The sequence below is a fragment of the Roseomonas genomospecies 6 genome (assembly GCF_008365375.1).
Classification (GTDB): Bacteria; Pseudomonadota; Alphaproteobacteria; order Azospirillales; family Azospirillaceae; genus Azospirillum.
This window is the reverse complement of the sequence record NZ_QOKW01000005.1, coordinates 44,826-67,594: the sequence shown is the minus strand read 5'-3', so window position 1 is coordinate 67,594 and position 22,769 is coordinate 44,826. Positions and strand designations below refer to the sequence as shown.

Here is a 22,769-nt window from a genome sequence, read left to right as displayed (position 1 = left end):
CCCGTGAGAGGCGGGCTGGACCGGATCGTGCTGCGCGGGCTGGCCCTGGGCGTGGCCGTGCTTATGCCGCTTGCCTTCGCGCTCGACCCGCCGGACGGCGATCTGACGCGCCTGGGCGGCTTCGCGGAGAACCGCTTCGGTCCGACGGCCCCGCAGGCGATCTTCGTGCCGCCGCTGGCCGAAGCGGCGCGGCCCGGCGCCTCCTACGACGTGCTGGTGTTCGGCGACGGCTTTTCCCGGCCCGGAGCGGAGGAGCGCCACGCCCCCCACGGCCGTTACTGGACCGACCATCTGCGCAACCTGACCGGCCTGACCGTGGGCGTGCAGCCGGCGGACGCCCCGCCCCTGTCCGCGTCGCTGTCCGCCTATCTGGCCTCTCCGGATTTCCGGGAGCGTCCGCCGCGGACGCTGGTGCTGCAACTGTCCGAACGCGACCTGAGGGAGCGCGTCGGCAGTCTGGAGCTGTCCACCGTCACCGCCGCCCGCCCCCACAAGGCCGCGGACCCCGCCCCCATCGCGGCCCAACCCCTCGACCGCTCGCCGCGGCCCTTGCAGCGCGCCCGCGCGCAGGTCTGGGACCCGCCGCCGGTCGGCCACGCGCTGGACCTGCTGGTCAAGGCGCTGCCGCGCGCGGTGCTGAACATGGTGGACGGGCCGGTGGAGGAGCGGACGCTGGCCTATGCCGGGCTGTTCAGCTCCGCCGCCGCGACGACGACGCTCTTCCACGCCGAGGACTTCCGGCCCTGGCGCACCGACCGCCGACTTCTGGAGGACCGGCGCGCCGGCCTGCACGCGATCCAGGACGCGGTCGAAGCCAACGGGGTGACACGCTTCCTGCTGCTGGTGGCGCCGGACAAGGGCACGGTCTACGCCGATTTCCTTCTCGCCCCCCCGCCCCACCGGTCCGCCGTGGACGAGGTCCTGAGCGCCGACCCGACCCTGCGGACGGTGCCGCTGGCCTCCGGCCTGACGGCGCTGGCCGCGGGCGGGGTGCGGGATCTCTACGCGCCCAACGGCAGCCGCTGGGGCCTGGAGGGGCAGCTCTACGCCGCGCGCACGGTCGCCCGGACGCTGGAGCGGATGGGGGTGCTGACCGCCGCCGACCGGTCGCCGAACGTCGCCATCCTGCCCTGCCGGCCGACACAGCCCGATTGCCCCCCTTATCGCACCCGAACCGATTGACGGACAGGACCAGGAAGGACCGCCCGGCCATGGCACAGGACACACTCCCGGCGGACGTCGCCCACGGCGTCGTGGCGATCGTCGTGACCCACAACCGCCTGCCTCTGCTGGCGACCTGCGTCGCGGCGATCCTCGGGCAGCATCCGCGTCCGGAACGGCTGGTGGTCGTTGACAGCGGGTCCGGCGACGGCACGCCGGAGTGGCTGGCCGCGCAGAGGGAGGAGCGGGGCGACGTTCTGGTGGTGGTGCGGCAGGCCAATTGCGGGTCCGCCGGTGCCTACCACACGGCGTTCGACACGGCGCTCGGCCTCGGCTGCCGCTGGGTCTGGAGCACCGACGACGACGGCATTCCGCAGCCGGGCGCGCTGGCCGAACTGCTGGCCCAGGCGCAGCGGCACGGGCTGGACATGGTCGGCCCGCTGGTGCTGGCGGCGGAGGACCGCTCCACCCTCGCCTTTCCCATGCAGGGCACCCGCGACCCCGACAGCCTGACGGCGCGGGCGGTGGACGGGCTGGTTCCGGGCACCATCGCGCTGTTCAACGGCACGCTGATCGGGCGCGCCGTGTTCGAGCGGATCGGCAACGTGAAGCGCGAGATGTTCATCTGGGGCGACGAGTACGAATTCACCCTGCGCGCCCGCCGCGCCGGGCTGAAGGCCGGCACCGCGGTGAAGGCGGTCCACATCCATCCCGGCATGTCGCGGACGGAGCACAAGGTGCTGGGCGGACGGCTGGGCACGGTGGAGACGATGCGGGCCGACCGGGCGCCGCACTTCTTCCGCAACATGGGCTACATCCACGCCAATTACGAGAAGGCGGCGGTGATTCCCCGCATGATCGCCAAATACACCGCCCATTATCTGGCGAACCGGGATTTCCGGGGCCTGCGGGTCTTCCTGAACAGTTACCTGGCCGGCCTGCGCGACGACTATCCGGAGGAGCTGAAGCGCCCGCCGGTCATGCTCCCCCTGCCGGAACGCCCGCGCGCCTCCTCGTCGTCGTCCAGCGAGGTCGCGTGATGCCCACGGTCAGCGCCGTCATCGCCACCTTCAACCGCGCGCCGGAGCTTCGCACGGCGCTGTCCCGCCTGCTCGCCCAGACGCACCCGGTGGCGGAGATCCTGGTGGTGGACGACGGGTCCACGGACGGCACCGACGCGATGGTCCGGACGGAGTTCCCCACCGTCCGCTATGTCCGGCTGCCGCACAACGCCGGGCTGATCTACGCCCGCAACTTCGGCTTCGTGAACACGGCGGGCGATTACGTGCTGTCGGTGGACGACGATTCCTGGTTCGCCGAGCCGGACGGCCTCGCCCGCGCGGTGGCCTTCATGGAGGCGCACGCGGACGTGGCGGCGGCGGCCTGCAACATCGAGACGCGCGACGGGCTCGTCTATTTCCCGCCGCGGGCCGATCCCTTCGACGCGCCCTGGTACGTCGGCTGCGGGCACCTGCTGCGCCGCCGCGCCGTCGCCGCCATCGGCCTCTACATGCCGGAGCTGTACCGCCAGGGGGAGGAGAAGGACCGCTGCCTGCGGCTGATCGGCGCCGGCCACCGCGTGGTCGCCCTGCCCGGAATCATGGTCTATCACGACAAGAGCGAGAAAGGCCGCAAGCCGGGGCTGGAGCGTTTCTACAACCACCGCAACGATCTGATCCGCGAGATCGCCCGCTGCCCCGCCGGCCTGCTGCCCCGGCGCTTCCTTCGGAGCTGGATCGGCAACAGTTGGAAGAACCTGCGCCACGGCCCGCGGCTGACCGACCTGAAGGTGTTGCTGGCCCTGCCGGAAATCCTCCGCATCGGCCTGAAGCACCGCGCCCCCGTGAGCGAGGACGCCTACCGCCGCTGGCTGCATCTGGCCGCCACCGCTGCGCCGGGCTCGCGCCACACTCCCCCGCCACCGCACCCCGATCGCCTCCCCTGCGAAGCGGGGGAGGGTTAGGGAGGGGGCAAAAGCCTCTTACGCCGACGTCCGCGCCAAGTGATGCCCGATCGCCGTGCGCAGCTTGTTCAGGCGGCGCGGCAGTTTGCGGAGCTGGCGCAGGACGGCGGGCTGCGGCGGGTTGATCGGTTCGCTCAGCAGATCGGGGGCCATGCGGCGGATCAGCTCCGCCTGATGCTGGCTGGAGCGGCGGACCTCCACCGGCATGGCCAGGGCGATCGCCAGGAAGTCCGCGCAGTTGCCGACCTGGAAGAGCTGCCGCCCGGTCAGGTCCACCCCCTGGTCGATGGCCGACAGCCAGCCGGCCACCCGCTGCTCCAGATAGAAGCGGTCCCGCAGATCCATGGTGCCGCCCGGCAGGACGTCCGGCGTGCGGGCCACCCAGGCCAGCCATTCGCGCAACGCCTCGCAATGGGACGGCGGGTTGTAGAGCTTGCCGCGGAAGGCGTCGAACAGGCGGGCGGCGGTGTCCTCTCCGTCCGGGGCGAGGCCCGGCGGGATCTGGCCCCAGTAGAAGCAGCGCGCCACCTCGAACACCCCGCCGTGCAGCACGACGGCCCCCTCCGGAACGCCGTCCCAGGCGCCGTTGGCGTAGAATTCCCCGTCCATCGCCGCGGTGTGCCCGCCGGTGTGGGCGGCGTAGTCCCGCGCGCGCTGGGCGTCCAGCGGCGGACAGGGGATCAGGTGATGCTCCACCCCGGCCAGCCGGGCCAGCTTCGGCGGCAGCTTGCGGTCGCCCGGCGTCAGGTCGCGGTGGTCGAAGGTGAAGGTGGCAAAGGGCACCTCCGCCTTGTGGGCCGCGGCCAGCAGCAGCCGCGTGTCGTACCCGGCGGTGAGCTGGAGCATCAGCGGGCGGTTCCCGCCCTCCGGCCCCGAGGCTTCCGGATTCGACAGGGTGCGGTGCAGGTTGCGGATGGCGGTGACCAGGATCGATTCCATCCGGTCATAGGCCAGCGAATCGGAAAAACCCGGCGGAACCGGCGGGAAGGGCCGGCGGAAGGTCAGGAACCCCTCGTCGTCCATCGGACGCGCGGGGTCGAGCACCTGGGTCGGCAGCAGCCGGCGCACCCCCGCCAGCCCGGAGCCCGGCAGCGGGTACCAGTCCAGCCCGGCCTCATGGGCCAGCGGGCGGCGGAAGACGGCCTTGTCCCCCAGCAGTTCGGCCATCACCCCGGCGCTGGAGGCCAGCGTCAGATCGCCGTCCACCATCCCGTAGAAGCAGCCGAGCGTGCCGCCGGTGTCCAGGTGAACGGCGCGGTTGTTCAGCAGAAGCCAGCGGCCCGTCCAGGAGCGGCAGAGGTCCGCGATGGCCCCGGCCCGCGATTCGGCCAGCGCCTCCGCCGGGTCGGGGCGGGCGGGGTCGGTCTGCACGGGAAGACCCAGCAGATGCCACACCGTCTTGTCCGCGCCCAGCACGCGCCGCACCGGCAGGTCCGGCCCATGCGACAGGACCAGCCCTCCGATGTCACGCGTCACCCAATCCGGACGAAGGGCGCGGGCGTTTCTGGACACGATGAATTGCCGCCGGTGCAGCATGCCGACTTCCCCCGGACCTTTCGCGATTTCAGGGGGTAAACACGCCGCACGGCGGGGGAGGCAGCCGCCTACCCCTTTTCACCCCCCTTTGCACCGCCGTCCATCCGGACGGAGAATATTTCCCCCGCTTGGGTGGCAGCGCGTGATTGACTCCGGGGGGCGGTACCTCTATACAGCGGGGCTCATTTTTTGCCCTGAGATCGAGGAGTATGGTGCCGTGAAACGCACGTTCCAGCCCAGCAAAATCGTGCGCAAGCGCCGGCATGGCTTCCGCGCCCGCATGGCGACCGTCGGTGGCCGCAAGGTGATTGCCCGCCGTCGCGCCAAGGGCCGCAAGGTCCTGAGCGCCTGATACGCATGGCGGCGCCGGACCCCAGGGTCGGGCGCCTGAAGCGGCGGCCGGAATTTCTGGCCGTGGCCGGCACACGGCGCAAGCATGTGGCTCCCGGCCTTATCCTGCAGGTGCGCCGACACGACGAACGGCAGCGGCCCGCCCCTGGCGAGCCGCCGATTCGTCTTGGCCTGACGGCGAGCCGCAAAGTGGGGAACGCGGTCGTGCGCAATCGCGCACGCCGCCGCCTTCGCGAAGCGGCCCGCCAAATTCTGACCGCCCACGCGGCCCCCGGTCACGATTTCGTGCTGGTGGCCCGCGCCGCGACGGCCGAAAGGCCGTGGACGGAGCTGCTGGGCGATCTGACAGCGGCGCTGAAACGTCTCGGCCTGTGGCGCGACGCGTCGAGGAACGAGGCCAAGAACGAGGCGACTGGCGGGCCAAACGCCGTCACACCCAACGGCGGGACCGGCAACGGTTCCGGCGGCGGGGAGGCCGGCGCGTGAGCCCGCTCGCCCTTTTTCTGCGCGCGCTCGTGGTCGGCTATCAGTGGACCCTGTCGCCCTTCATCGGGTGGCACTGCCGATTTCAGCCGACCTGTTCAAACTATGCGCTGGATGCGCTATCTAAGCACGGAGCGATCCGGGGCAGTTGGCTGACCGTCCGGAGGCTTCTGCGCTGCCATCCCTGGGGCGGGTGGGGGTATGACCCCGTGCCCGAACCGGGGCGGTCCACCCGCTGTTCGCACGGGCCGGACGAGGCGGCGCATCGATGCAGCAATTCGCATGCCGGCCTGAAAACCGGCGTTCGGCCCCCTTCTTGAAGAAGGCCCACGGCAACCGGGATGCCATGACCGATCAACGCAACCTCATCCTCGCGATCGCTCTGTCGATCGCCATCCTCCTGGGATTCCAGTATTTCTACGAGGGACCCCGGGTGCAGCAGCAAGCTGCGCAGCAGGCCGCCCAGACGGAGCAGTCGGTCGCCCCGGGCGCCGCGCCCACGCCGGGCGCCGCTCCCGGTTCGGTGCCCGGTGCCGCCGCTCCCGCCGCGGTCCGCGACCGCGCCGGCCTGCTCGCCGAGCAGATGGCCGCCGGAACGCGCGTCAAGATCAACACGCCGTCGCTGCACGGATCGGTCAATCTGGTTGGGGGACGCATCGACGACCTGACGCTGGCCGACTACCGCGTCACCCCCGACCCCAAGAGCCCGGAAATCGTGCTGCTGGCCCCCGCCGGCACGCCCGAGGCCTATTACGCCGAGTTCGGCTGGGTTCCGGAGGACAAGTCGCAGCCGGTTCCCGGTCCCGACACCCGCTGGACCGCCACCGGCACGGCGCTGACGCCGGACCAGCCGCTGACCCTGACCTGGGACAACGGCAAGGGCTTGGTGTTCGAGCGCACCATCGCGGTCGATCCGAACTTCATGTTCACGGTCACCCAGAAGGTGCGCAACACCGGTTCCACCCCGGTCAGCCTGCTGCCCTACAGCCTCGTCAGCCGCGCCGGCACGCCGCACACCGACGGCTACTACATCCTTCACGAAGGCCCGCTCGGCGTCTTCGACGGCAAGCTGAACGAGCACAAGTACGACGACCTGCGCAAGGCCGGCACCATCTCCGCCCAGTCGACCGGCGGCTGGATCGGCATCACCGACAAGTACTGGCTGGTCTCGCTGGTCCCGGACCAGAAGGCCCCGGTCACCGCCCGCTTCGTCCACACCGCGCCGGGAGGCACCGACCGCTATCAGGTGGACACGCTGGGCAAGGCCGTGGAGGTCGCCCCCGGCGCCACCATCGAGCTGACCGACCGCCTGTTCGCCGGCGCCAAGCAGGTCCGCCTGCTGGACGAGTATTCGGACAAGCTGGGCATCGCCAACTTCGATCTGGCGATCGACTTCGGCTGGTTCTACTTCCTGACCAAGCCGTTCTTCTATGGGCTCGACCTGCTGGGCCGCCTGTTCGGCAACTTCGGCGTCGCCATCCTGGTCTTCACCGTGATCGTGAAGCTGGCCTTCTTCCCGCTGGCCAACAAGTCCTATCACGCTATGGCCAAGATGAAGAAGCTGCAGCCCAAGATGATGGAGCTGCGCGACCGCTTCGGCGACGACAAGGTCCGCCTGAATCAGGAGATGATGGCGCTGTACAAGCGCGAGAAGGTCTCCCCGGTGTCGGGCTGCCTGCCGATCCTGATCCAGATCCCGGTCTTCTTCGCGCTGTACAAGGTGCTGTTCGTGACCATCGAGATGCGGCACGCGCCGTTCTTCGGCTGGATTCACGACCTGTCCGCGCCCGATCCGACCACCATCTTCAACCTGTTCGGTCTGATCCCGTGGCAGCCGCCGCACCTCCTGATGCTGGGCCTGTGGCCGATCATCATGGGCATCACCATGTACTTCCAGCAGAAGCTGAACCCGGCACCGCCCGATCCGATCCAGCAGAAGGTGTTCCAGTTCCTGCCGATCATCTTCACCTTCATGCTCGCCAGCTTCCCCGCTGGTCTGGTGATCTACTGGGCCTGGAACAACACCCTGTCCATCGCCCAGCAGTGGATCATCATGCGGCAGGACGGGGTCAAGGTGACCTGACGCTCCTTACCGTCTGACCGTCCGGCTCCCCTGGATATCAGGGCATCGACCGCCGGCAAGCGCCTCCCTTGACGGGCGTTTGCCGGCGGTTATGTTTTGGGCCGGTCACGATCATCCGCAGCCTTTGTCCTTTGAAAGCGCCGTCCATGACCTCTTCCAACAGCTCCCCGATCTCCGGTTTCGACGAGGAGGCCCTGGAAGCGGGGCGGCTTCTGTTCGCCAAGGAATGCGACTTCATCTGGGGCGCCCAGACGGCGGAGCAGCTTCCGGAGGCCGACCTGCCGGAGGTCGCCTTCGCCGGCCGCTCCAACGTCGGCAAGTCCAGCCTCGTCAACGCGCTGACCGGGCGCAAGACGCTGGCCCGCACCTCCAACACGCCGGGCCGCACCCAGCAGCTCAACTTCTTCAACCTCGGCAACCGGCTGAAGCTGGTGGACATGCCCGGCTACGGCTACGCCAAGGAATCGAAGGAGAAGATCGAGATCTGGAACGACATGGTCCGCCGCTTCCTGCGCGGCCGCGTCACGCTGCGCCGGGCGCTGGTTCTGGTCGATTCGCGCCACGGGCTGAAGCCGAACGACGAGGAGATCATGACCATGCTCGATCAGGCGGCGGTGCCCTACGTCGTCGTCCTGACCAAGTCGGACAAGGTCAGGTCGCAGGAGCTGGCCGAAGTGAGCAAGCGCACCGTGGCGGCGCTGAAGAAACACCCCGCCGCCTTCCCGGAGATCCACGTCACCAGCTCCGAGAAGGGCCAGGGAATCGCGGAGTTGCGGGCCAGCATCGCCCAGCTCGCCAGCCTGGGCTGACGCCTTGTCCGCCGCGCTGACCCCGGCGCTGCTGTTCCTGATCCAGGCCATCCTGCTGATCGCCGGCCCCTTCCTGCTGTGGCGGCTGACCGGGTTGAGGCGGGTGGTCCCGATGGTCGTGGTGCAGATCCTGTTCGGGATCGCGCTCGGCCCGTCGCTGCTCGGCCATCTGGTCCCGGACCTCTGGCAGGCGCTGTTCGCCAAGCCGTCGCTGGCGCCGCTGTCGGGTCTGGCTCTGCTGGCCGTGGTGTTCTTCGCCTTCCTGACCGGCCTTCACCTGGATCTGGCGGAGTTTCGCGGACGCGGGCGCGCCTTCGCCGGGATCAGCCTGTCCAGCATGATGGTGCCGACGCTGGTCGGCGGGTCGCTCGGCTGGTGGATCGCGGGCGCCTTCCCGGAGATGGCCGGACCGAAGGCCGACCCGCTGCTCTTCGCCGCGGGTTTCGGCATCTGCGTCGGCGTGACGGCCCTGCCGGTGCTGGGGGCGATCCTGCGCGAGATGGGTCTGCTGAGGGAGCGGGTCGGGCGGCTGGCGCTGGGCTACGCGGCGGTCAACGATGCCCTGCTCTGGCTGCTCATCACCGGCGTTCTGGCCTGGGCGGCGGGGGGAAGCGGCGGCTTCGGCGGGGTGGCGATGGTCGCCGTCCTGGGATTCGCCTATCTCGCCGCGACGGAGCTGCTGGCCCGGCCCCTGCTGGCCCGGCTGATGGACCGCATCGCCCCGAACGGCGAGGTCGGCGATATGGCCGTGGTCGTCACCTGCGCGGCGCTCCTGGGCTCCGCCGCGGTGACGGAGCTGATCGGGCTTCACTACATCCTGGGCGCCTTCGTGGCCGGCACCGTCATGCCGCGGCGGCTGGCGGCGGCCATCCTGGACCGGCTGGAGCATTTCGCCACGCTGATCCTGCTGCCCTTCTTCTTCACCCTGACCGGTCTGAAGGTCGATCTCGACCTCGGCGCCTCGGCGCAATGGTGGGTCTTCGCGCTGGCGACGGTGGCCACGGTCGCCGGCAAGGTCCTGGGCACCACCCTGCCCGCGCGGCTGGCGGGTGAAAGCCGGGCGGACTCCTGGCGGCTCGGCACGCTGATGTCCTGTAAGGGGCTGATGGAAGTGATCGTCCTGACCATCCTGCTGGAAGCGGGCGTGCTGTCGGACGCCTGCTTCTCCGCCATGGTGCTGATGGCCGTGGTGGTCACCGCGCTGACCCAGCCGATGACGCTGCTGGCCGGACGGATGGCCGGACGGGCGGACCCGGCCTGATCCCTCACGAGGCGGGTTTGCGGACGTTCCCGGTCACCACCGGATCGGCGCCCGGCCCGTCCGACCCGGCCTTTCCACCCGCGCGGGCCTGTTCCTTCAGCGCCTTGTTGGCCTCCGTCACCTCTTGCGCGTCGGGGGAGCCGTAGATTTCCTCGGCCCGCCGGGCGGTTTCCTCCATCTCGGCCTTGTGGGCCTCGGTGAAAGGGTTGCGCGGGGTCGGCATGATGCGGTCGTTCATGGCGCCATCCTTTACGGTTCATCCCATCCGAGCGAACCGCCGGACGCCGCGAGGGTTCCCGGACGCGGCGCCCGCCTGAAAAAGCCCCCTAGGCACCCCCCGCGCTTTCCGTTAAAGAGTCGACGGATTTCACCCGACCGGCCCACCCCGACGAACGGCTCCATCCCGTGCAGAACACGACCCGCGACGAGTGGCTTGCCAAGGCCCGCACCCTGTCCGAAGCCCTGCCCTACATGCGCCGCTACGCCGGGCGCACCTTCGTCATCAAGTACGGTGGCCACGCCATGGGTGACGACAGCCTGGCGGAGAAGTTCGCCCGCGACATCGTCCTGCTGAAGCAGGTGGGCATCAACCCCGTGGTCGTGCACGGCGGCGGCCCGCAGATCGGGCAGATGCTCCAGCGGCTGGCCATCAAGTCCAGCTTCATCGACGGCCTGCGCGTCACCGACAAGGAGACGGTGGAGGTGGTCGAGATGGTGCTGGCCGGCTCCATCAACAAGCAGATCGTCGCCGCCATCAACAACGCGGGCGGCCGCGCGGTCGGCCTGTCGGGCAAGGACGGCAGCCTGATCACCGCGCGCAAGCTGCGCCGCACCCAGCGCGACCCGGACAGCAACATCGAGAAGGTGCTGGACCTGGGCTTCGTGGGCGAGCCCTATCAGGTGAACCCGCAAATCCTCACGTCGCTGGCCCAGTCGGACATCATCCCGGTCATCGCCCCCATCGGCTTCGACCGCAACGGCGACACCTACAACATCAACGCCGACACGGCGGCGGGCGCCGTCGCCTCGGCGCTGGGCGCCACCCGCTTCTTCCTGCTGACCGACGTGGCCGGCGTCCTGGACAAGAACAAGGAGCTGGTGCCGCGCATGTCGCTGGAGCAGGCGCGCGCGGCCATCGCCGACGGCACCGCCACCGGCGGCATGATCCCGAAGATCGAGACCTGCATCGACGCCGTGGAACAGGGCGTGGACGCCGCCGTCATCCTGGATGGCCGGGTGCCGCACGCCCTGCTGCTGGAGATCTTCACGGAGGGCGGGGCCGGCACGCTGATCGGCCGCGACTGATCCGGGACGAAGGGGGACCGCCATGTCCGACGCACGCAAGGACCTGCTCCGCCAGATGCAGGCCATCCGCGAACGGATGGACCCGAAGCTGCTGGAGCGCGCCAAGCTGTCGGTCTTCGGCAAGGTCCCCTACGACCGCGACTCCGCCAAGGAAGCCGTCGGGCATTTCCTCGATTCCAAGGACGACGGCGGCGCCTTCCGGCGCAAGCTGGAGGACGCGCTGCGCAAGGACGGCGCGCCGCTCGACCTGCCGCCGGAGGATGCCGGAACCGGGGCCGGAGCCGGGAACAGCTCCGGCGAACCGCCCCAGCCGCGCAAACCCCGCCGCTTCGGCCGCCTCCTTTAAGGCGCGCCGCCGCCATGCTGCACGTCTTCGCCCGTGACGGCGACCGGCTGCGCTGGGCCAGGGAGGCCGAGGGCCTTTCATCCCCGCTGCCGCCAGAGGCCGTCTGGCTCGACCTTCAGAACCCGACCCCGGAGGAGCTGGCCCGCGCCGAGGCGCTGATGGGGGTCAAGCTGCCGACGCGGGAGCAGATGGCGGAGATCGAGGAATCGAGCCGCCTGCGGATCACCCCCGGCGCCGTCCACATGACGGCGCTCGTCCTGGTCTGGGCCGACACCGACCAGCCGCGGATCGTCCCGGTCAGCTTCGTTCTGGCCGGTGGACGGCTCGCCACGATCCATCCCGTCGATCCGCAGCCCTTCCTGGCCTTCCGCCGCCGCGTGACCCGCAACGGCGGCGCGGAGGCGACGGCGGAGGCCGTTCTGGCCGCCCTGCTGGACGGTGTGGTGGAGCGCACCGCCGCCGTCTTGCGCCGCGTCGGGCTGGAACTGGACACCATGGGTGGCCGGGCCTTCCGCGGACGTGCCCTGCCCGTCAAAGGCGAGCGGCGCGACGATTCCCGCACGCTGAAACGCATCGGCCACACCGGCCACCTGATCGGGAAGGCGCATGTCAGCCTGTCCACGCTGAACCGGATGCTGACCTTCCTGACCCGCGGCGAGGGCTGGACCCCGGCCAAGCGGACCCGGCGCTGGGCGCGCGCGGCCTTGCAGGACGTGACCGGCCTCGGCGAGTACGCCCGCTTCCTGTCGGGGAAGGTCAACCTTCTGCTGGACACCACGCTGGGCCGGATCAACGTGGAGCAGACCGAGATCGTCAAGATCGTCTCGATCCTGACGGTCGCCCTGTTCCCGCCGACCCTGGTCGCCAGCGTCTACGGCATGAATTTCGTCCACATGCCGGAAAAGGACTGGACGCTGGGCTACCCGCTGGCGGTGATGCTGATGATCCTGTCGGCGGCGCTGCCCATGCTCTTTTTCAAACGGCGGCGCTGGCTGTAGACGCCGCGCCGTTCAGCCGGCGCCGGTGGAGGCCGCTTCGGTCTTCCGCGGCCCGCCCAGCTTCTCCCGCGTTTCGGAGAACTCCTTGCGGACCTCCGCCCACTCCTTGACGATCTTCGCCGTGGCGAAGAGGAACAGGCCGTGCGCGGTCCCGATCTCGATGCCGACGATGTCCTCCAGCATGGTGTCGAACAGTTCGAGCACCGCGGTCAGAAGGAGGATGGCGGACAGCGCGATCTGGAACAGCGAGGGGCAACGGGCGAGGGCGCTCATCGGTTCACCGGTGGTCAGACAGCATACGGCGATATCTATGCCATAAGTCCAGGGCGCTGTGGAGACAAGTTGCGCAAATGCGGTGAATTAGACGATAGCGAGCATCCCCGCCCATCCCAGCACGAAAAGGTTGACGGTCAGCGTGACCGCCATGCCCGGTGCCCGTGCATAGGGGTGGATCAGATAGCCCGCCCAGAACAGCAGGCGGCCCAGCACGAACAGAACCACCGCCAGCCGGGCGAAGCCCAGGTCGGGCAACGGCAACTGCGCCACCAGCGCCGCCAGGGCGGGCAGGAAGATCAACGTCTGCTCCACCGTGTTGGTCAGCACGCGCTGGCTGATCCGGTGGAGGCGCGACTCGGGATCGTCGATGGGATTGAGCGCGACGGAGCGGGCACGGGCGACCAGCACCCCGCCCACCGTCAGGAACAGCACCAGCGCCGGCCACAGGGCCAGCCGGCCCCAGAAGGCCATGCGCGCGCCCGGATCGGCGATGCCGGGCGGGGGCGCGAACAGCGGGGGCAGCAGCCACAGGGCCAGCAGAGCCGCCACCGCCGCGGAGAGATTGACGATGGCCGCCAGTCGCAGAAGACGGGTCTTCGGAGGACGGGTCTTCGGGGCGGCCACGGCGTCTTACCCCAGGCCCTTCTGGCCCATGTCCAGGAACTTCTGGCGGCGCTGGGCGCGGATCGCGTCGCCGTCCATGCCGTCCAGATCGCCCAGCGACTCCTCGATGGCGTCGCCGAGCGCCTTGACGGTCTCCGCCGGGTCGCGGTGCGCGCCGCCGATGGGCTCGCTCACCACCCGGTCGATGACGCCGAGTTCCTTCAGGTCGTGGCTGATCAGGCGCAGCGCGACGGCGGCCTCGCCGGCCATGTCGGGGTTGCGCCACAGGATCGACGCGCAGCCTTCCGGCGAGATGACGGAGTAGATGGCGTGTTCCAGCATCAGCACCCGGTCGGCGGTCGCGATGGCGATGGCGCCGCCGGACCCGCCCTCGCCGATCACCGCGGCCACCATGGGCACGGTCAGGCGCAGGCAGCGCTCGATGCTCTTGGCGATGGCCTCGGCCTGGCCGCGCTCCTCCGCCTGGACGCCGGGGAAGGCGCCGGCGGTGTCGACCAGCGAGACGACCGGCAGATTGAAGCGGTCGGCGAGGTCCATCAGGCGCTGGGCCTTGCGATAGCCCTCGGGCTTGGCCATGCCGAAGTTGTGGCGCACGCGCGATTCGGTGTCGTGGCCCTTCTCCTGCCCGATCACCACGACCGAGCGGCCGCGGAAGCGGCCCAGCCCGCCGATGACCGCGCGGTCTTCGGCAAAGCCGCGGTCGCCGGCCAGCGGCGTGAAGTCGTCGATCAGCCCCTTCACATAGTCCAGACAGTGCGGACGGTTCGGGTGGCGGGCCACCTGCACCTTCTGCGCCGGGGTGAGCTTCGCGTAGGTCTGCCGGAGGAGCTTGTCGACCTTGGTCTGCAGCTTCGTCACTTCGTCGGCGATGTTGATGTCGCCGGCGTTGGTCAGATGGCGCAATTCCTCGATCTTGGCTTCAAGCTCGGCGATCGGCTTTTCGAATTCCAGGAAGGTTTGCATGCCGGAAGGATCACGGACCGAATAGGATAGGACGCGGACGTCGCGGACCGGCCTTGGTAACACGGTGCGCGGCGGCGATGCCACAGCTTATCGCGCGAAACGCCGGCCAAAACTGACCAGAAGCACCCCCGCCACGATCACCGCCGCCCCGCTCCACACCCAGGGGGAATAGCGCTCCCCGAACAGGACCGTTCCGGTGCCCAGCCCGACGGAGGTCGCCACATAGCCGATCTGGCTGAGATAGACCGGCCCGGCAACGACCTGGAGCCGGAAATACAGCACGTAGGTCAGCGCGGTCACCGCGATCTGAAGCAGGGCGAGCCACGGCGCGAGGCCCAGCGCCGGCAGCTCCGTCACCGCCCCGGTGAGGAGCAGCGCCAGCGCGACCCAGCCCGCCCCCCCCAGCATGGTGCCCGCGGCCAGCGCCACCGGCTTCGCCCCCGGCGGCCACGCCACGGTGCGGTAGATGTTGCCCGCCGCGACCGAGGCCGGCATGACGAAGGCCAGCGCCATCCAGCCCGCCAGATCGGGCGAGGGCAGACTGCCGCGCGGCCCGACGATCATCAGCGCCCCGGCGAACCCCAACAGGATTCCCACCGCCCGCCCGCGGTCGGGCGTCTCGATCCGCACCGCCAGGGCCATCAGCAGGGTCAGGATCGGCGGCAGCGTGTAGACCACCGCCGACAACCCGGCCCCCAGCCACGGCATCACGAAGAACAGCACCACGTTGGGCAGCGCCATGGACAGCAGCCCCGACACCGCGAAGTACCGCAGATACCGTCCGGTCACAGGCATGGGTTGCCGTTTGAAACGCGCCAGTCCGGCCAGGATCGCCCCGGCGCCCAGCATCATCGAAAAGGCCCAGGGCAGCGGCGGCACCCCCGCCGCCTGCGCGACCTTGGTGACCGGAAAGATCACCCCGATCATCCCGCCGACCAGAAGCAGCAGCGCAAGCGATTCGGCCCCGCGCGAGGCCGGCGGAACAGTGGTGGGTGCGGACGTCAATTCAGATCCGCGGAGTCCGGGGGCTGCGGCGCCAGCCGTCCTCCAGATCGTCCGGATAGGCCGGGTCGAGGGTCTGGTCCAGGGTGAAGGGGCTGTCCTCGGGGAAGCGCTCCACCGGCAGATCGGTTTCGCGGGCGGCCTCGCGCCGGGCAAGCTGGTAGGCTTTGGCGAACAGCGCGGGCAGCTTGGGAGTCAGGCTGGGGTTGTCCTCCAGGACGAGGGCCACGTTGTCCCGCTCCCGCTGGATGCTGTTGCGCCAGCTCCGCGACCGGCGGGCGGGCTGCTCGCGCCATTTCAGGAGATGCAGAAGGATCAGGCGCAGACAGCTCCGCAGGCGGTCCGCCTCGCTGCGGCCCATGCTCTCGATCTCCTCCGCGAGGTTCTCGGCGTCCACTTCGGACAGCTTGCCGGCGCGCAGAAGCCCGGCCTGCTCCTGCGTCCAGCCGTAGAAATCGTCCCCATACGCGGCGGCGTTGCGTCCCATGGCGGCCCCTTCGGGTGATGTGCCGACACCAATATGGTGAAGACGCCACGGGCTTGGCAACGCCCTCACGCTCCCCTCACGCCCTCCCTTCACGCCCCTTGAGCGACGATGCGGTCGTAGGCCGGCAGGGTCAGGAAGTCCACGAAGTCCCGGCGCTCCACGAGGTCGCGCAGCATCACCGCGGCCTCCTCGTACAGGCCGAGGTCGAAGGCGCGGTCGCCGACGCGGGCCTTCCAGGCGGCCAGCTCCTCCGCGATGGCATCGTCCACCAGTTCCATGGTCACCGGGCGCCCGTCGTCCAGCGCGGCGCCATGGTGGACCCACTGCCAGAGTTGGGTGCGGCTGATCTCCGCGGTGGCGGCGTCCTCCATCAGATTGAACAGCGGCACGCAGCCGACACCGCGCAGCCACGCCTCCAGATAACCGATGGCGACGGCCACGTTGTTGCGCAGGCCGCGCTCCGTCTTCGGCCCCTCCGGCACGGCCAGCAGGGCGGCGGCGGTCACCGCGACGTCGGCGCGCTTGCGGTCGATCTGGTTGGGCTTGGGCATGTAGGCGTCGAACACCTCCCGCGCGACGGGGACGAGGCCCGGATGCGCGACCCAGGTGCCGTCATGGCCGTTGGACACCTCCCGCTCCTTGTCGGCGCGGACCTTGGAGAAGGCGGTCTCGTTGGCCGCGGGATCGTCCTTCACCGGGATGTAGGCCGCCATGCCGCCGATGGCCGGGGCGCCGCGGCGGTGGCAGGTCTTGACCGCCAGCAGGCTGTAGGACTGGAGGAAGGGCGTCGCCATCGTCACCTCCGCCCGGTCGGGCAGGACGGCGGCGGGGTCGTTGCGGAACTTCTTGATGAAGCTGAAGATGTAGTCCCAGCGCCCGCAGTTCAGCCCGGCGGAATGGTCGCGCAGCTCGTAGAGGATCTCGTCCATCTCGAAGGCGGCGAGGATGGTTTCCACCAGCACCGTGGCCTTGATGGTGCCGTGCGGGATCTTCAGGTAATCCTCGGCGACCGTGAACACCTCGTTCCACAGCCGCGCCTCGAAATGGCTTTCCAGCTTCGGCAGGTAGAAATAGGGGCCAGAGCCGCGCGCCAGAAGCTCCTGCGCGTTGTGGAAGGCGTAGAGGGCGAAGTCGAACAGCGCGCCGGACACCGGTTCGCCGTCCAGCCGGACGTGCTTCTCCTCCAGATGCCAGCCGCGCGGGCGGACCTTCAGGACGGCGGTCTTGTCGTTGAGCCGGTACTTTTTCCCCGACACGGGATCGTCGAAGGCGATGGTCCGGCGCACGGCGTCGCGCAGGTTGCTCTGCCCCTCGATCAGGTTGGTCCAGGACGGGCAGCTCGAATCCTCGAAATCCGCCATGAACACCTTCGCGCCGGAATTCAGCGCGTTGATGATCATCTTGCGGTCGACCGGCCCGGTGATCTCCACCCGGCGGTCGAGCAGGTCGTGCGGCAGCGGCGCGATGGTCCAGTCGGCCTCGCGGATGGCGCGGGTCTCCGGCAGGAAGTCCGGCTTGTGCCCCTGGTCGATCAGCGCCTGCCGCTTCGTCCGCACGTCGAGAAGGCGCAGCCGCTCCGACCCGAACCGGCCCTCCAGCTCCGCCAGGAAGGCCAGCGCCTCCGGCGTCAGGATCTGTTCGAAGCCCGGCTTGATCGGACCCAGGATTTCAAGCCCGGAGATGGTCGTGGCCATGCGGTTCCCCCCTGATCGTCACGCGGTGGTCCGGCGCAGCGGCCGCCCACCCCCCTTTGACCAAGGGCTATACCACAGCGGGAGGAGCCGCCATAGCCGGTTTGGTATTTTTTGAATGCCGCAACCCCTTTGCGCGCAACGCTATTGCGTACGAACGGATTTTCGCCGGGCCAGCGGGTGATGCTCGTGCACGACCTGTTTCAGCCGCTCCGACACCACATGGGTGTAAATCTGGGTGGTGGCGATGTCGGCATGGCCCAACATCTTCTGCACCGACCGCAGGTCCGCCCCGCGGTCCAGCAGATGGGTGGCGAAGGCGTGGCGAAGGACGTGCGGGCTGACCTTCTCCGGGTCGATGTTCGACTCGATGGCCAACTCCTTCAGCAACTGCGCGAAGCGCTGGCGCGTCAGATGCCCGTTGGTGGAGCTGCGCGAGGGGAAGAGGAAGGCGATCGGCCCGTTCTCCCGCCCGGCCAGGATGAAGTGGCTTCGCCAGGGCAGATAGGCGGCCAGAGCGGCGGAGGCCGGTTCGGACAGCGGCACCATGCGCTCCTTCCCGCCCTTGCCGCGCACGATCAACCCGCGCCCGTCGCGCAGGATGGCCGCCATGGGCAGGCCGACCAGCTCCGACACGCGCAGCCCGGTGGCGTAGAGCACCTCCAGCAGGGCGACCAGCCGCAGCCCTTCCGGACCGCCGCGGGTCTGGGCGGAGTCGATCATGCGGGTGACCTCCTCCACCGTCAGGATCTTGGGCAGCGGGCGGCCCTGCTTGGGGCTGTCGAGCGCCGAGGCGGGGTCGTCCTGCCGCCGGCCTTCCGAGACGAGGAAGCGGTAGAACTGGCGCATCGCCGACAGGCGGCGGGCCAGCGTGCGGGGCGCCGGCTTCTGCCCGCCCTCCACATACTGGAAGGCGAGATAGGCCCGCAGGTCCTCCGTCCCCGCCTTGTCCAGCGGCTGCCCGCGCTGGGCCAGCCAGAGGGCGAGGTCAGCGAGGTCGCGCTCGTAGGCCATGCGGGTGTTCAGCGCGGCGCCGCGCTCCGCCGTCAGCATGTCCAGGAAGGCGTCGACATGGGGCGAGGCCGCGACCGGGCGCGGTTTGCAGGGGCGCCCACGCCGCTTCGGCTGGGCTTTCGGCGCCTGGGTCTTCGGCGCCTGGGTTTTCGGCGCCGGGGTTTTAGATGGGGTCGTTTTGGGCATGGGACTCATCCGGCCAGGGCCGCGGCGGCTTCACGGGCGATGGCGCGGGCGTCGTTGTCCAGCCCGACGGCGCGCAGGGCCGCCACCACCCGCGCCACCACCGGGGGCGGCGCGCCCACCGGCCCGGCGTTGCCGAGAAGCAGCAGGGAGGCCAGCACCGTCTCGCCCACGCGCCCGGCGGCGGAGGCGTCGGTCAGGCGCTGCCACAGGGCGGGGTCCGCCGTCGGCGGACGGGCGCCCGGGGTTGCGGGGGCGTCGCTCTCCGGGTCGGCGATGCGGCGCCACGCCTCGTCCGGGACGGCGACGCCGACCGCCTGGAGCAGCGCCAACTGCCCGGCGACGCGGGCGCGGGCCTCCGAATCGGCGCCGCGCAGCGATTCGTCCAGCCAGCCGGCGAGGCCGAGCGCCCCGCCGCCCGGCGGCGGACCCAGCGCGATGACGGCCAGCGGCCAGAGCCGCGCCACTTCCGCCGTGGGACGGCTGCGCAGGGCGAGGTCGTGCCAGCGCTTGCCCTGGTCGGCGCGGCCCAGCGCGAAGCAGAGGCGGGCGGCGCCGGGAGCCAGGGCGGCGGCGTCCGGAGTCGGCGACAGGGTGTCGAGCATGTTGGCGACCGCCGCCCCCACCGGCCCGGCGCGCATCGGCGGGTCCAGAAGCTCCAGCGCCAGTTCGGCCAGCTCCACGCGCCGCCCGCCGCTCATCGCGCCGAGCATGGCCTGTTGCACCAGCGCGCGGGTGCGGGCCGTACGGTCGCGCGCCGCGGCGTCCTTCAGCCGCAGAAGCTCGTCCCCCTTGGCCGGGGCGGCGCGGTACGCCTCCTCCAACCGCCGGACATCGAGGAACAGGGCCACGGCGGCGCGTTCCGCCGCGGTGACGCGGGTCGCCGGGTCGGCGCCGGTGTTGGACGCGACCGCGGCCAGACGCGCCGGGTCGTTCAAGGACAGGATGTCGGGCGGTACCCCGGCCTGGAGCGCCCGCAGGGCGGCCAGGGTCAGCGGGCTGGGGTCCTTCAAGCTGCGCAGCCGCGGCGGCGGCCCGCCCGCCATGGCCTCGGCCACCCGCAGGAACTCGGGATCGCCGCCCGGCTGCTCGCGCAGCATGTCGAAGGCGAGATCGTCCCCCGCCGGGCCGGTCCCGGCCTCCATCGGCGGAACGCCGCCGATCCGCCCGGCGCGCAGGCGGCAGAACAGCTCCACCCGCTGCCAGTAGGGGCCGGAAAAAGGCTTGGCGCGCTCCGTGGCGGCGGCGCAGTCCAGCGGGCCGGCAATCAGTTCGGCATCGGTCAGGGCGCGGGCGGCGGCCTCGTCGGCCATCATCGCTTCGGGAAGCAGCGCGGCGAGGTCGGCGGCTCCCCGCGGGTCGCCCATGGCCGCAAGCTTCTCCACCCGCAGGCCGCCGAAGCGGCGCGCCGGGTCGGGCTCGCCGGGAGCGGCGGCGGGCGAGCCGCGGCTGAGCAGCAGGCGGCGCTGCAATTCCTTCACGGCGGGCGACGGGGTGAGGGTGGGCAGTTCCGGCAGCAGGGCCAGCACCTCGGCACGCGGAATGCCGCGCCAGGGGTCGCTTCCCAGCCCCGCGGCCCCCGCCAGCGGGCCAGCGCCGTCGGGGTCCAGCGGACCCAGCGACTCCACCGCGATGGCCGACGGAGGCGCCACCGTGGGCACCACGTCGAAGGACGGCGGACGGGACGGGGCCGTCAGCGGCAGCGGAGCGGCGGACGGCCCCGGCGACGCCAGGGGATCGTCCAGCACCCGCCCGGCATTTCGGGCGGCCTCACGGGCGGCATCCGGAGGAGCCACCGCCTCCGGCGGCGGAAACAGGCGAATCGGCGCCCCGGACGGCACGCCCTGGGCCTGCGCGGGCGGCGCGGCTCCCATCAGCGTCCAGAGCAGGGCAAGAACGGAAACGGCGCCGGCCCCGGCCCTCCTGCCCCAGGACGGGGCGGCGGACCGGCGGCGGCGCCACACGGCGTCCCCAGCCTCAGCGGGGGAACCGCTCATCCGGAATGACCTTTTCCATCGTCTTGGACGGCACCGGCATGTCCCAGGAGGCGAGGAAGGCCATGCCCCCCCCGATGACGAACAGGAACAGCACGAAAAGAACGGAAATAACCCGGTTCATGGCGATCGGAGACGTGTTTCTGTGGAAGGAACGGCGGCGCTGTATCACGGTCTGCGTCCGTGCGGCTTGGGACAAGGGTGCGCTTTCATGCTAATCATCGCACACCGTCCGCACCGCTGGCCTGACGGCCGATGAACGCGGGACGTACCACTTTAGCCACAGGGGGCACCGCTGCGCAACATGCGGCGGCTCCCGCGACCGAATCGAACACCGGTACCAGGAAAGTCAGCAACGCCATGACCGCCCGCCTTCCACCGCAGGGACAACCGCCGGACCCGTCGAAGATTTTGCCGAAGACGGTGGTGCTGGTCGGTCTGATGGGGGCCGGCAAGAGCGCGATCGGGCGGCGGCTGGCCGCGCGGCTGCACCTGCCCTTCATCGACGCCGACACGGAGATCGAGGCGGCGGCGGGCTGCACCATCGCGGAAATCTTCGCCCGCGACGGCGAGGCCGTCTTCCGCTCGGTGGAGCGCCGGATCATCACCCGCCTGCTGACCGAACAGCCGGTGCACATCCTGGCGACCGGCGGCGGCGCCTTCATGGACCCGGAGACGCGCGCGGCCATCCGCGCCCACGGCCTGTCGGTCTGGCTGCGCGCCGAACTGGACGTGCTGCTGGCCCGAACGGCGCGGCGCACCCACCGCCCGCTGCTGAACTCCGGCGACCCGAAGGAGATCCTGAGCCGGCTGATGACCGCCCGCTACCCCATCTATGCGGAGGCCGAACTGACCGTCATCAGCGACGAACGCCCGCCGGAAGCGACGGTGGAGCAGGTGATCGAGGCGCTGGAGGCGCATTTCGGCATCGCTCTGCCCCACTCGCCCCATCACCACCATCACCGCCACCCGGCGCACCACCACCACGACAAGCCCTGAACCCGCCATGACCCCTTCAGACACCTCCGCCGTCACCGACACCGTCCGCCTCGACCTCGGCCCGCGCAGCTACGACATCCTGGTCGGCGACCGGGTGCTCGACGGCGCCGGGCCGCGCATCGCCGCCGTCACGAAGGGCAAGGCCCCCATCGTCGTGACCGACGAAAACGTCGCCCCGCTGCACCTGCCGACGCTGGAGCGCACGCTGCGCGACTCCGGGATCGAACCGACCCAGGCCATCGTCCTGCCGGCGGGGGAGAAGACCAAGGACTTCGCCCATTTCGAGCGGCTGATGGACGCCATCCTGGCGCGCGGGATCGAGCGGTCGGCGGTCCTGCTGGCGCTCGGCGGCGGGGTGATCGGCGACATCACCGGCTTCGCCGCGGCCTCCGCGCTGCGCGGGATCGACTTCATCCAGGTGCCGACCACGCTGCTCAGCCAGGTGGACAGCTCGGTCGGCGGGAAGACCGGCATCAACAGCCCGCACGGCAAGAACCTGATCGGCGCCTTCCACCAGCCGCGGCTGGTCATCGCCGACACCGCCACGCTGGACACCCTGCCCCGGCGCGAGGTGCTGGCCGGCTATGCCGAGGTGGTGAAGTACGGGCTGATCCGCCTGCCCGGCTTCTTCGACTGGCTGGAGGCGCATGGCGAGCGGGTGGTGGCCGGCGACAGCGACGCCCGCCGCACCGCCGTCACGGAAAGCTGCCGGGCCAAGGCCGCCATCGTCGGGGTGGACGAGCGCGAGAGCGGCGACCGCGCCCTTCTGAACCTGGGCCACACCTTCGGCCACGCGCTGGAGGCGGCGACCGGCTTCGGCTCCCGCCTGCTGCACGGCGAGGCGGTGTCGATCGGCATGGTGCTGGCCTTCGACCTGTCGGTGCGGCTGGGGCTGTGCCCGGCGGCGGACGCGGAGAAGGCGCGCGCCCATCTGGCCCGCGTCGGCCTGCCGGTCCGCCCCGCCGACGTGCCCGGCGTGGAGTGGGACGTGGACGGGCTGATCCTGTCCATGGCCAAGGACAAGAAGGTGAAGGACGGGCGGATCACCTTCGTTCTGGTGCGCGGGCTGGGCGACGCCTTCACCCAGCGCGACGTCGATCCGGCGGTGGTGCGTTCCCTTCTGGAGGATGCCGTCGCGCGCTGATGCGGTGCACCATAATCCCTTGACCGTTTGGGTGGCGAACTGTCAGACTTCACGACAGTTCCGATTTGCGTCCGACACGCTGCGGAACGCCGCCCC

The 22,769-nt window shown here is 70.5% G+C and carries 25 protein-coding genes; 14 read left to right on the top strand and 11 right to left on the bottom strand.

Annotated elements, in window-relative coordinates; translation table 11 throughout:
• Window positions 1–3 precede the first annotated feature (3 nt).
• The 3 genes from DS843_RS08460 to DS843_RS08450 are packed head-to-tail and all read left to right on the top strand — an operon-like array spanning window position 4 to window position 3,124.
• Window positions 4–1,182, top strand: coding sequence for a hypothetical protein (locus tag DS843_RS08460; protein ID WP_149468454.1), 1,179 nt, complete (start codon window positions 4–6; stop codon window positions 1,180–1,182).
• Window positions 1,183–1,211: 29 nt separating this feature from the next.
• Complete coding sequence (locus DS843_RS08455; RefSeq protein ID WP_286192007.1) at window positions 1,212–2,201, top strand: glycosyltransferase; 990 nt, start codon at window positions 1,212–1,214, stop codon at window positions 2,199–2,201.
• Window positions 2,201–3,124 (top strand): glycosyltransferase family 2 protein, encoded by a 924-nt coding sequence (locus tag DS843_RS08450; RefSeq protein ID WP_286192006.1) that lies wholly within the window; start codon window positions 2,201–2,203, stop codon window positions 3,122–3,124. The genes DS843_RS08455 and DS843_RS08450 overlap by 1 nt, the downstream gene beginning before the upstream one ends.
• A gap of 18 nt (window positions 3,125–3,142) precedes the next feature.
• Here DS843_RS08450 and DS843_RS08445 read toward each other — a convergent pair whose 3' ends face one another.
• Window positions 3,143–4,600: a hypothetical protein gene (locus DS843_RS08445; protein ID WP_149468453.1), complete on the bottom strand. Its 1,458-nt coding sequence runs from the start codon at window positions 4,598–4,600 to the stop codon at window positions 3,143–3,145.
• A 277-nt stretch (window positions 4,601–4,877) separates the two neighbouring features.
• On the opposite strand from DS843_RS08445, the gene rpmH reads away from it, so the two are divergent.
• The 6 genes from rpmH (at window position 4,878) to DS843_RS08415 (ending at window position 9,647) form a co-directional block, all read left to right on the top strand.
• Window positions 4,878–5,012 (top strand): 50S ribosomal protein L34, encoded by a 135-nt coding sequence (gene rpmH, locus DS843_RS08440; protein ID WP_149468452.1) that lies wholly within the window; start codon window positions 4,878–4,880, stop codon window positions 5,010–5,012.
• Between the two features lie 5 nt (window positions 5,013–5,017).
• Window positions 5,018–5,497, top strand: coding sequence for a ribonuclease P protein component (rnpA, locus tag DS843_RS08435; protein ID WP_149468451.1), 480 nt, complete (start codon window positions 5,018–5,020; stop codon window positions 5,495–5,497).
• A complete protein-coding gene (gene yidD / locus DS843_RS08430) occupies window positions 5,383–5,814 on the top strand; it encodes a membrane protein insertion efficiency factor YidD (protein WP_353618340.1) in 432 nt (143 codons plus the stop codon). Before rnpA ends, yidD begins: the two co-directional genes overlap by 115 nt.
• A gap of 26 nt (window positions 5,815–5,840) precedes the next feature.
• Entirely contained in the window at window positions 5,841–7,577 is a 1,737-nt protein-coding gene (yidC, locus tag DS843_RS08425) for a membrane protein insertase YidC (protein WP_149468449.1), read from the top strand.
• A gap of 146 nt (window positions 7,578–7,723) precedes the next feature.
• Complete coding sequence (gene yihA, locus DS843_RS08420; protein ID WP_149468448.1) at window positions 7,724–8,386, top strand: ribosome biogenesis GTP-binding protein YihA/YsxC; 663 nt, start codon at window positions 7,724–7,726, stop codon at window positions 8,384–8,386.
• Between the two features lie 4 nt (window positions 8,387–8,390).
• Window positions 8,391–9,647 (top strand): cation:proton antiporter, encoded by a 1,257-nt coding sequence (locus DS843_RS08415; protein WP_149468447.1) that lies wholly within the window; start codon window positions 8,391–8,393, stop codon window positions 9,645–9,647.
• A 4-nt stretch (window positions 9,648–9,651) separates the two neighbouring features.
• On the opposite strand, the gene DS843_RS08410 is transcribed toward DS843_RS08415, so the two are convergent.
• Window positions 9,652–9,885 carry a hypothetical protein gene (locus tag DS843_RS08410; RefSeq protein WP_149468446.1) on the bottom strand — a complete coding sequence of 78 codons (234 nt, stop codon included), beginning with the start codon at window positions 9,883–9,885 and terminating at the stop codon, window positions 9,652–9,654.
• Between the two features lie 233 nt (window positions 9,886–10,118).
• Between DS843_RS08410 and argB the strand changes: the two genes are divergently transcribed.
• The 3 genes from argB to DS843_RS08395 are packed head-to-tail and all read left to right on the top strand — an operon-like array spanning window position 10,119 to window position 12,296.
• On the top strand, window positions 10,119–10,952 hold the full coding sequence (argB, locus tag DS843_RS08405; protein ID WP_475849065.1) for an acetylglutamate kinase: 834 nt from the start codon (window positions 10,119–10,121) through the stop codon (window positions 10,950–10,952).
• 22 nt (window positions 10,953–10,974) lie between these two features.
• The gene (locus tag DS843_RS08400; protein ID WP_149468444.1) at window positions 10,975–11,298 is read left to right on the top strand and encodes a hypothetical protein; all 324 of its coding nucleotides are present in this window, start codon (window positions 10,975–10,977) and stop codon (window positions 11,296–11,298) included.
• 14 nt (window positions 11,299–11,312) lie between these two features.
• A complete protein-coding gene (locus tag DS843_RS08395; RefSeq protein WP_149468443.1) occupies window positions 11,313–12,296 on the top strand; it encodes a magnesium transporter CorA family protein in 984 nt (327 codons plus the stop codon).
• A 12-nt stretch (window positions 12,297–12,308) separates the two neighbouring features.
• On the opposite strand, the gene DS843_RS08390 is transcribed toward DS843_RS08395, so the two are convergent.
• From DS843_RS08390 to DS843_RS08350, 9 genes are all read right to left on the bottom strand, one after another.
• Window positions 12,309–12,569: a hypothetical protein gene (locus DS843_RS08390; RefSeq protein ID WP_149468442.1), complete on the bottom strand. Its 261-nt coding sequence runs from the start codon at window positions 12,567–12,569 to the stop codon at window positions 12,309–12,311.
• Window positions 12,570–12,656: 87 nt separating this feature from the next.
• Window positions 12,657–13,196, bottom strand: coding sequence for an MAPEG family protein (locus DS843_RS08385; protein ID WP_149468441.1), 540 nt, complete (start codon window positions 13,194–13,196; stop codon window positions 12,657–12,659).
• A gap of 6 nt (window positions 13,197–13,202) precedes the next feature.
• Window positions 13,203–14,159, bottom strand: a complete 957-nt coding sequence (locus tag DS843_RS08380) for an acetyl-CoA carboxylase carboxyltransferase subunit alpha (RefSeq protein WP_149468440.1) — start codon at window positions 14,157–14,159, stop codon at window positions 13,203–13,205.
• Between the two features lie 87 nt (window positions 14,160–14,246).
• On the bottom strand, window positions 14,247–15,164 hold the full coding sequence (locus DS843_RS08375; protein WP_149468439.1) for a DMT family transporter: 918 nt from the start codon (window positions 15,162–15,164) through the stop codon (window positions 14,247–14,249).
• Window position 15,165: 1 nt separating this feature from the next.
• Window positions 15,166–15,648 carry a DUF29 domain-containing protein gene (locus DS843_RS08370; RefSeq protein ID WP_149468438.1) on the bottom strand — a complete coding sequence of 161 codons (483 nt, stop codon included), beginning with the start codon at window positions 15,646–15,648 and terminating at the stop codon, window positions 15,166–15,168.
• Between the two features lie 89 nt (window positions 15,649–15,737).
• The gene (aceB, locus tag DS843_RS08365; protein ID WP_149468437.1) at window positions 15,738–17,342 is read right to left on the bottom strand and encodes a malate synthase A; all 1,605 of its coding nucleotides are present in this window, start codon (window positions 17,340–17,342) and stop codon (window positions 15,738–15,740) included.
• A gap of 141 nt (window positions 17,343–17,483) precedes the next feature.
• Window positions 17,484–18,539, bottom strand: a complete 1,056-nt coding sequence (gene xerD / locus DS843_RS08360; protein WP_286192005.1) for a site-specific tyrosine recombinase XerD — start codon at window positions 18,537–18,539, stop codon at window positions 17,484–17,486.
• A 5-nt stretch (window positions 18,540–18,544) separates the two neighbouring features.
• Entirely contained in the window at window positions 18,545–20,533 is a 1,989-nt protein-coding gene (locus tag DS843_RS08355) for a hypothetical protein (RefSeq protein WP_149468436.1), read from the bottom strand.
• Window positions 20,514–20,654: a hypothetical protein gene (locus DS843_RS08350; RefSeq protein WP_286192004.1), complete on the bottom strand. Its 141-nt coding sequence runs from the start codon at window positions 20,652–20,654 to the stop codon at window positions 20,514–20,516. Before DS843_RS08350 ends, DS843_RS08355 begins: the two co-directional genes overlap by 20 nt.
• Before the next feature lie 236 nt (window positions 20,655–20,890).
• On the opposite strand from DS843_RS08350, the gene DS843_RS08345 reads away from it, so the two are divergent.
• Together DS843_RS08345 and aroB are read left to right on the top strand one after the other, a co-directional pair.
• A complete protein-coding gene (locus tag DS843_RS08345; protein WP_149468434.1) occupies window positions 20,891–21,529 on the top strand; it encodes a shikimate kinase in 639 nt (212 codons plus the stop codon).
• Between the two features lie 7 nt (window positions 21,530–21,536).
• Entirely contained in the window at window positions 21,537–22,673 is a 1,137-nt protein-coding gene (gene aroB, locus DS843_RS08340) for a 3-dehydroquinate synthase (RefSeq protein ID WP_149468433.1), read from the top strand.
• Window positions 22,674–22,769: the final 96 nt, after the last annotated feature.

What these genes read in the sequence shown, in the direction of transcription:
- DS843_RS08455 (WP_286192007.1), top strand. Translation starts at nt 1,212, where the DNA reads ATGGCACAGGACACACTCCCGGCGGACGTCGCCCACGGCGTCGTGGCG.
- DS843_RS08450 (WP_286192006.1), top strand. Translation starts at nt 2,201, where the DNA reads ATGCCCACGGTCAGCGCCGTCATCGCCACCTTCAACCGCGCGCCGGAG.
- rnpA (WP_149468451.1), top strand. Translation starts at nt 5,018, where the DNA reads ATGGCGGCGCCGGACCCCAGGGTCGGGCGCCTGAAGCGGCGGCCGGAA.
- yidC (WP_149468449.1), top strand. Translation starts at nt 5,841, where the DNA reads ATGACCGATCAACGCAACCTCATCCTCGCGATCGCTCTGTCGATCGCC.
- yihA (WP_149468448.1), top strand. Translation starts at nt 7,724, where the DNA reads ATGACCTCTTCCAACAGCTCCCCGATCTCCGGTTTCGACGAGGAGGCC.
- DS843_RS08410 (WP_149468446.1), bottom strand. Translation starts at nt 9,885, where the DNA reads ATGAACGACCGCATCATGCCGACCCCGCGCAACCCTTTCACCGAGGCC.
- argB (WP_475849065.1), top strand. Translation starts at nt 10,119, where the DNA reads ATGCGCCGCTACGCCGGGCGCACCTTCGTCATCAAGTACGGTGGCCAC.
- DS843_RS08400 (WP_149468444.1), top strand. Translation starts at nt 10,975, where the DNA reads ATGTCCGACGCACGCAAGGACCTGCTCCGCCAGATGCAGGCCATCCGC.
- DS843_RS08395 (WP_149468443.1), top strand. Translation starts at nt 11,313, where the DNA reads ATGCTGCACGTCTTCGCCCGTGACGGCGACCGGCTGCGCTGGGCCAGG.
- DS843_RS08390 (WP_149468442.1), bottom strand. Translation starts at nt 12,569, where the DNA reads ATGAGCGCCCTCGCCCGTTGCCCCTCGCTGTTCCAGATCGCGCTGTCC.
- DS843_RS08380 (WP_149468440.1), bottom strand. Translation starts at nt 14,159, where the DNA reads ATGCAAACCTTCCTGGAATTCGAAAAGCCGATCGCCGAGCTTGAAGCC.
- DS843_RS08370 (WP_149468438.1), bottom strand. Translation starts at nt 15,648, where the DNA reads ATGGGACGCAACGCCGCCGCGTATGGGGACGATTTCTACGGCTGGACG.
- aceB (WP_149468437.1), bottom strand. Translation starts at nt 17,342, where the DNA reads ATGGCCACGACCATCTCCGGGCTTGAAATCCTGGGTCCGATCAAGCCG.
- xerD (WP_286192005.1), bottom strand. Translation starts at nt 18,539, where the DNA reads ATGCCCAAAACGACCCCATCTAAAACCCCGGCGCCGAAAACCCAGGCG.
- DS843_RS08355 (WP_149468436.1), bottom strand. Translation starts at nt 20,533, where the DNA reads ATGAGCGGTTCCCCCGCTGAGGCTGGGGACGCCGTGTGGCGCCGCCGC.
- DS843_RS08350 (WP_286192004.1), bottom strand. Translation starts at nt 20,654, where the DNA reads ATGAACCGGGTTATTTCCGTTCTTTTCGTGCTGTTCCTGTTCGTCATC.
- DS843_RS08345 (WP_149468434.1), top strand. Translation starts at nt 20,891, where the DNA reads ATGACCGCCCGCCTTCCACCGCAGGGACAACCGCCGGACCCGTCGAAG.
- aroB (WP_149468433.1), top strand. Translation starts at nt 21,537, where the DNA reads ATGACCCCTTCAGACACCTCCGCCGTCACCGACACCGTCCGCCTCGAC.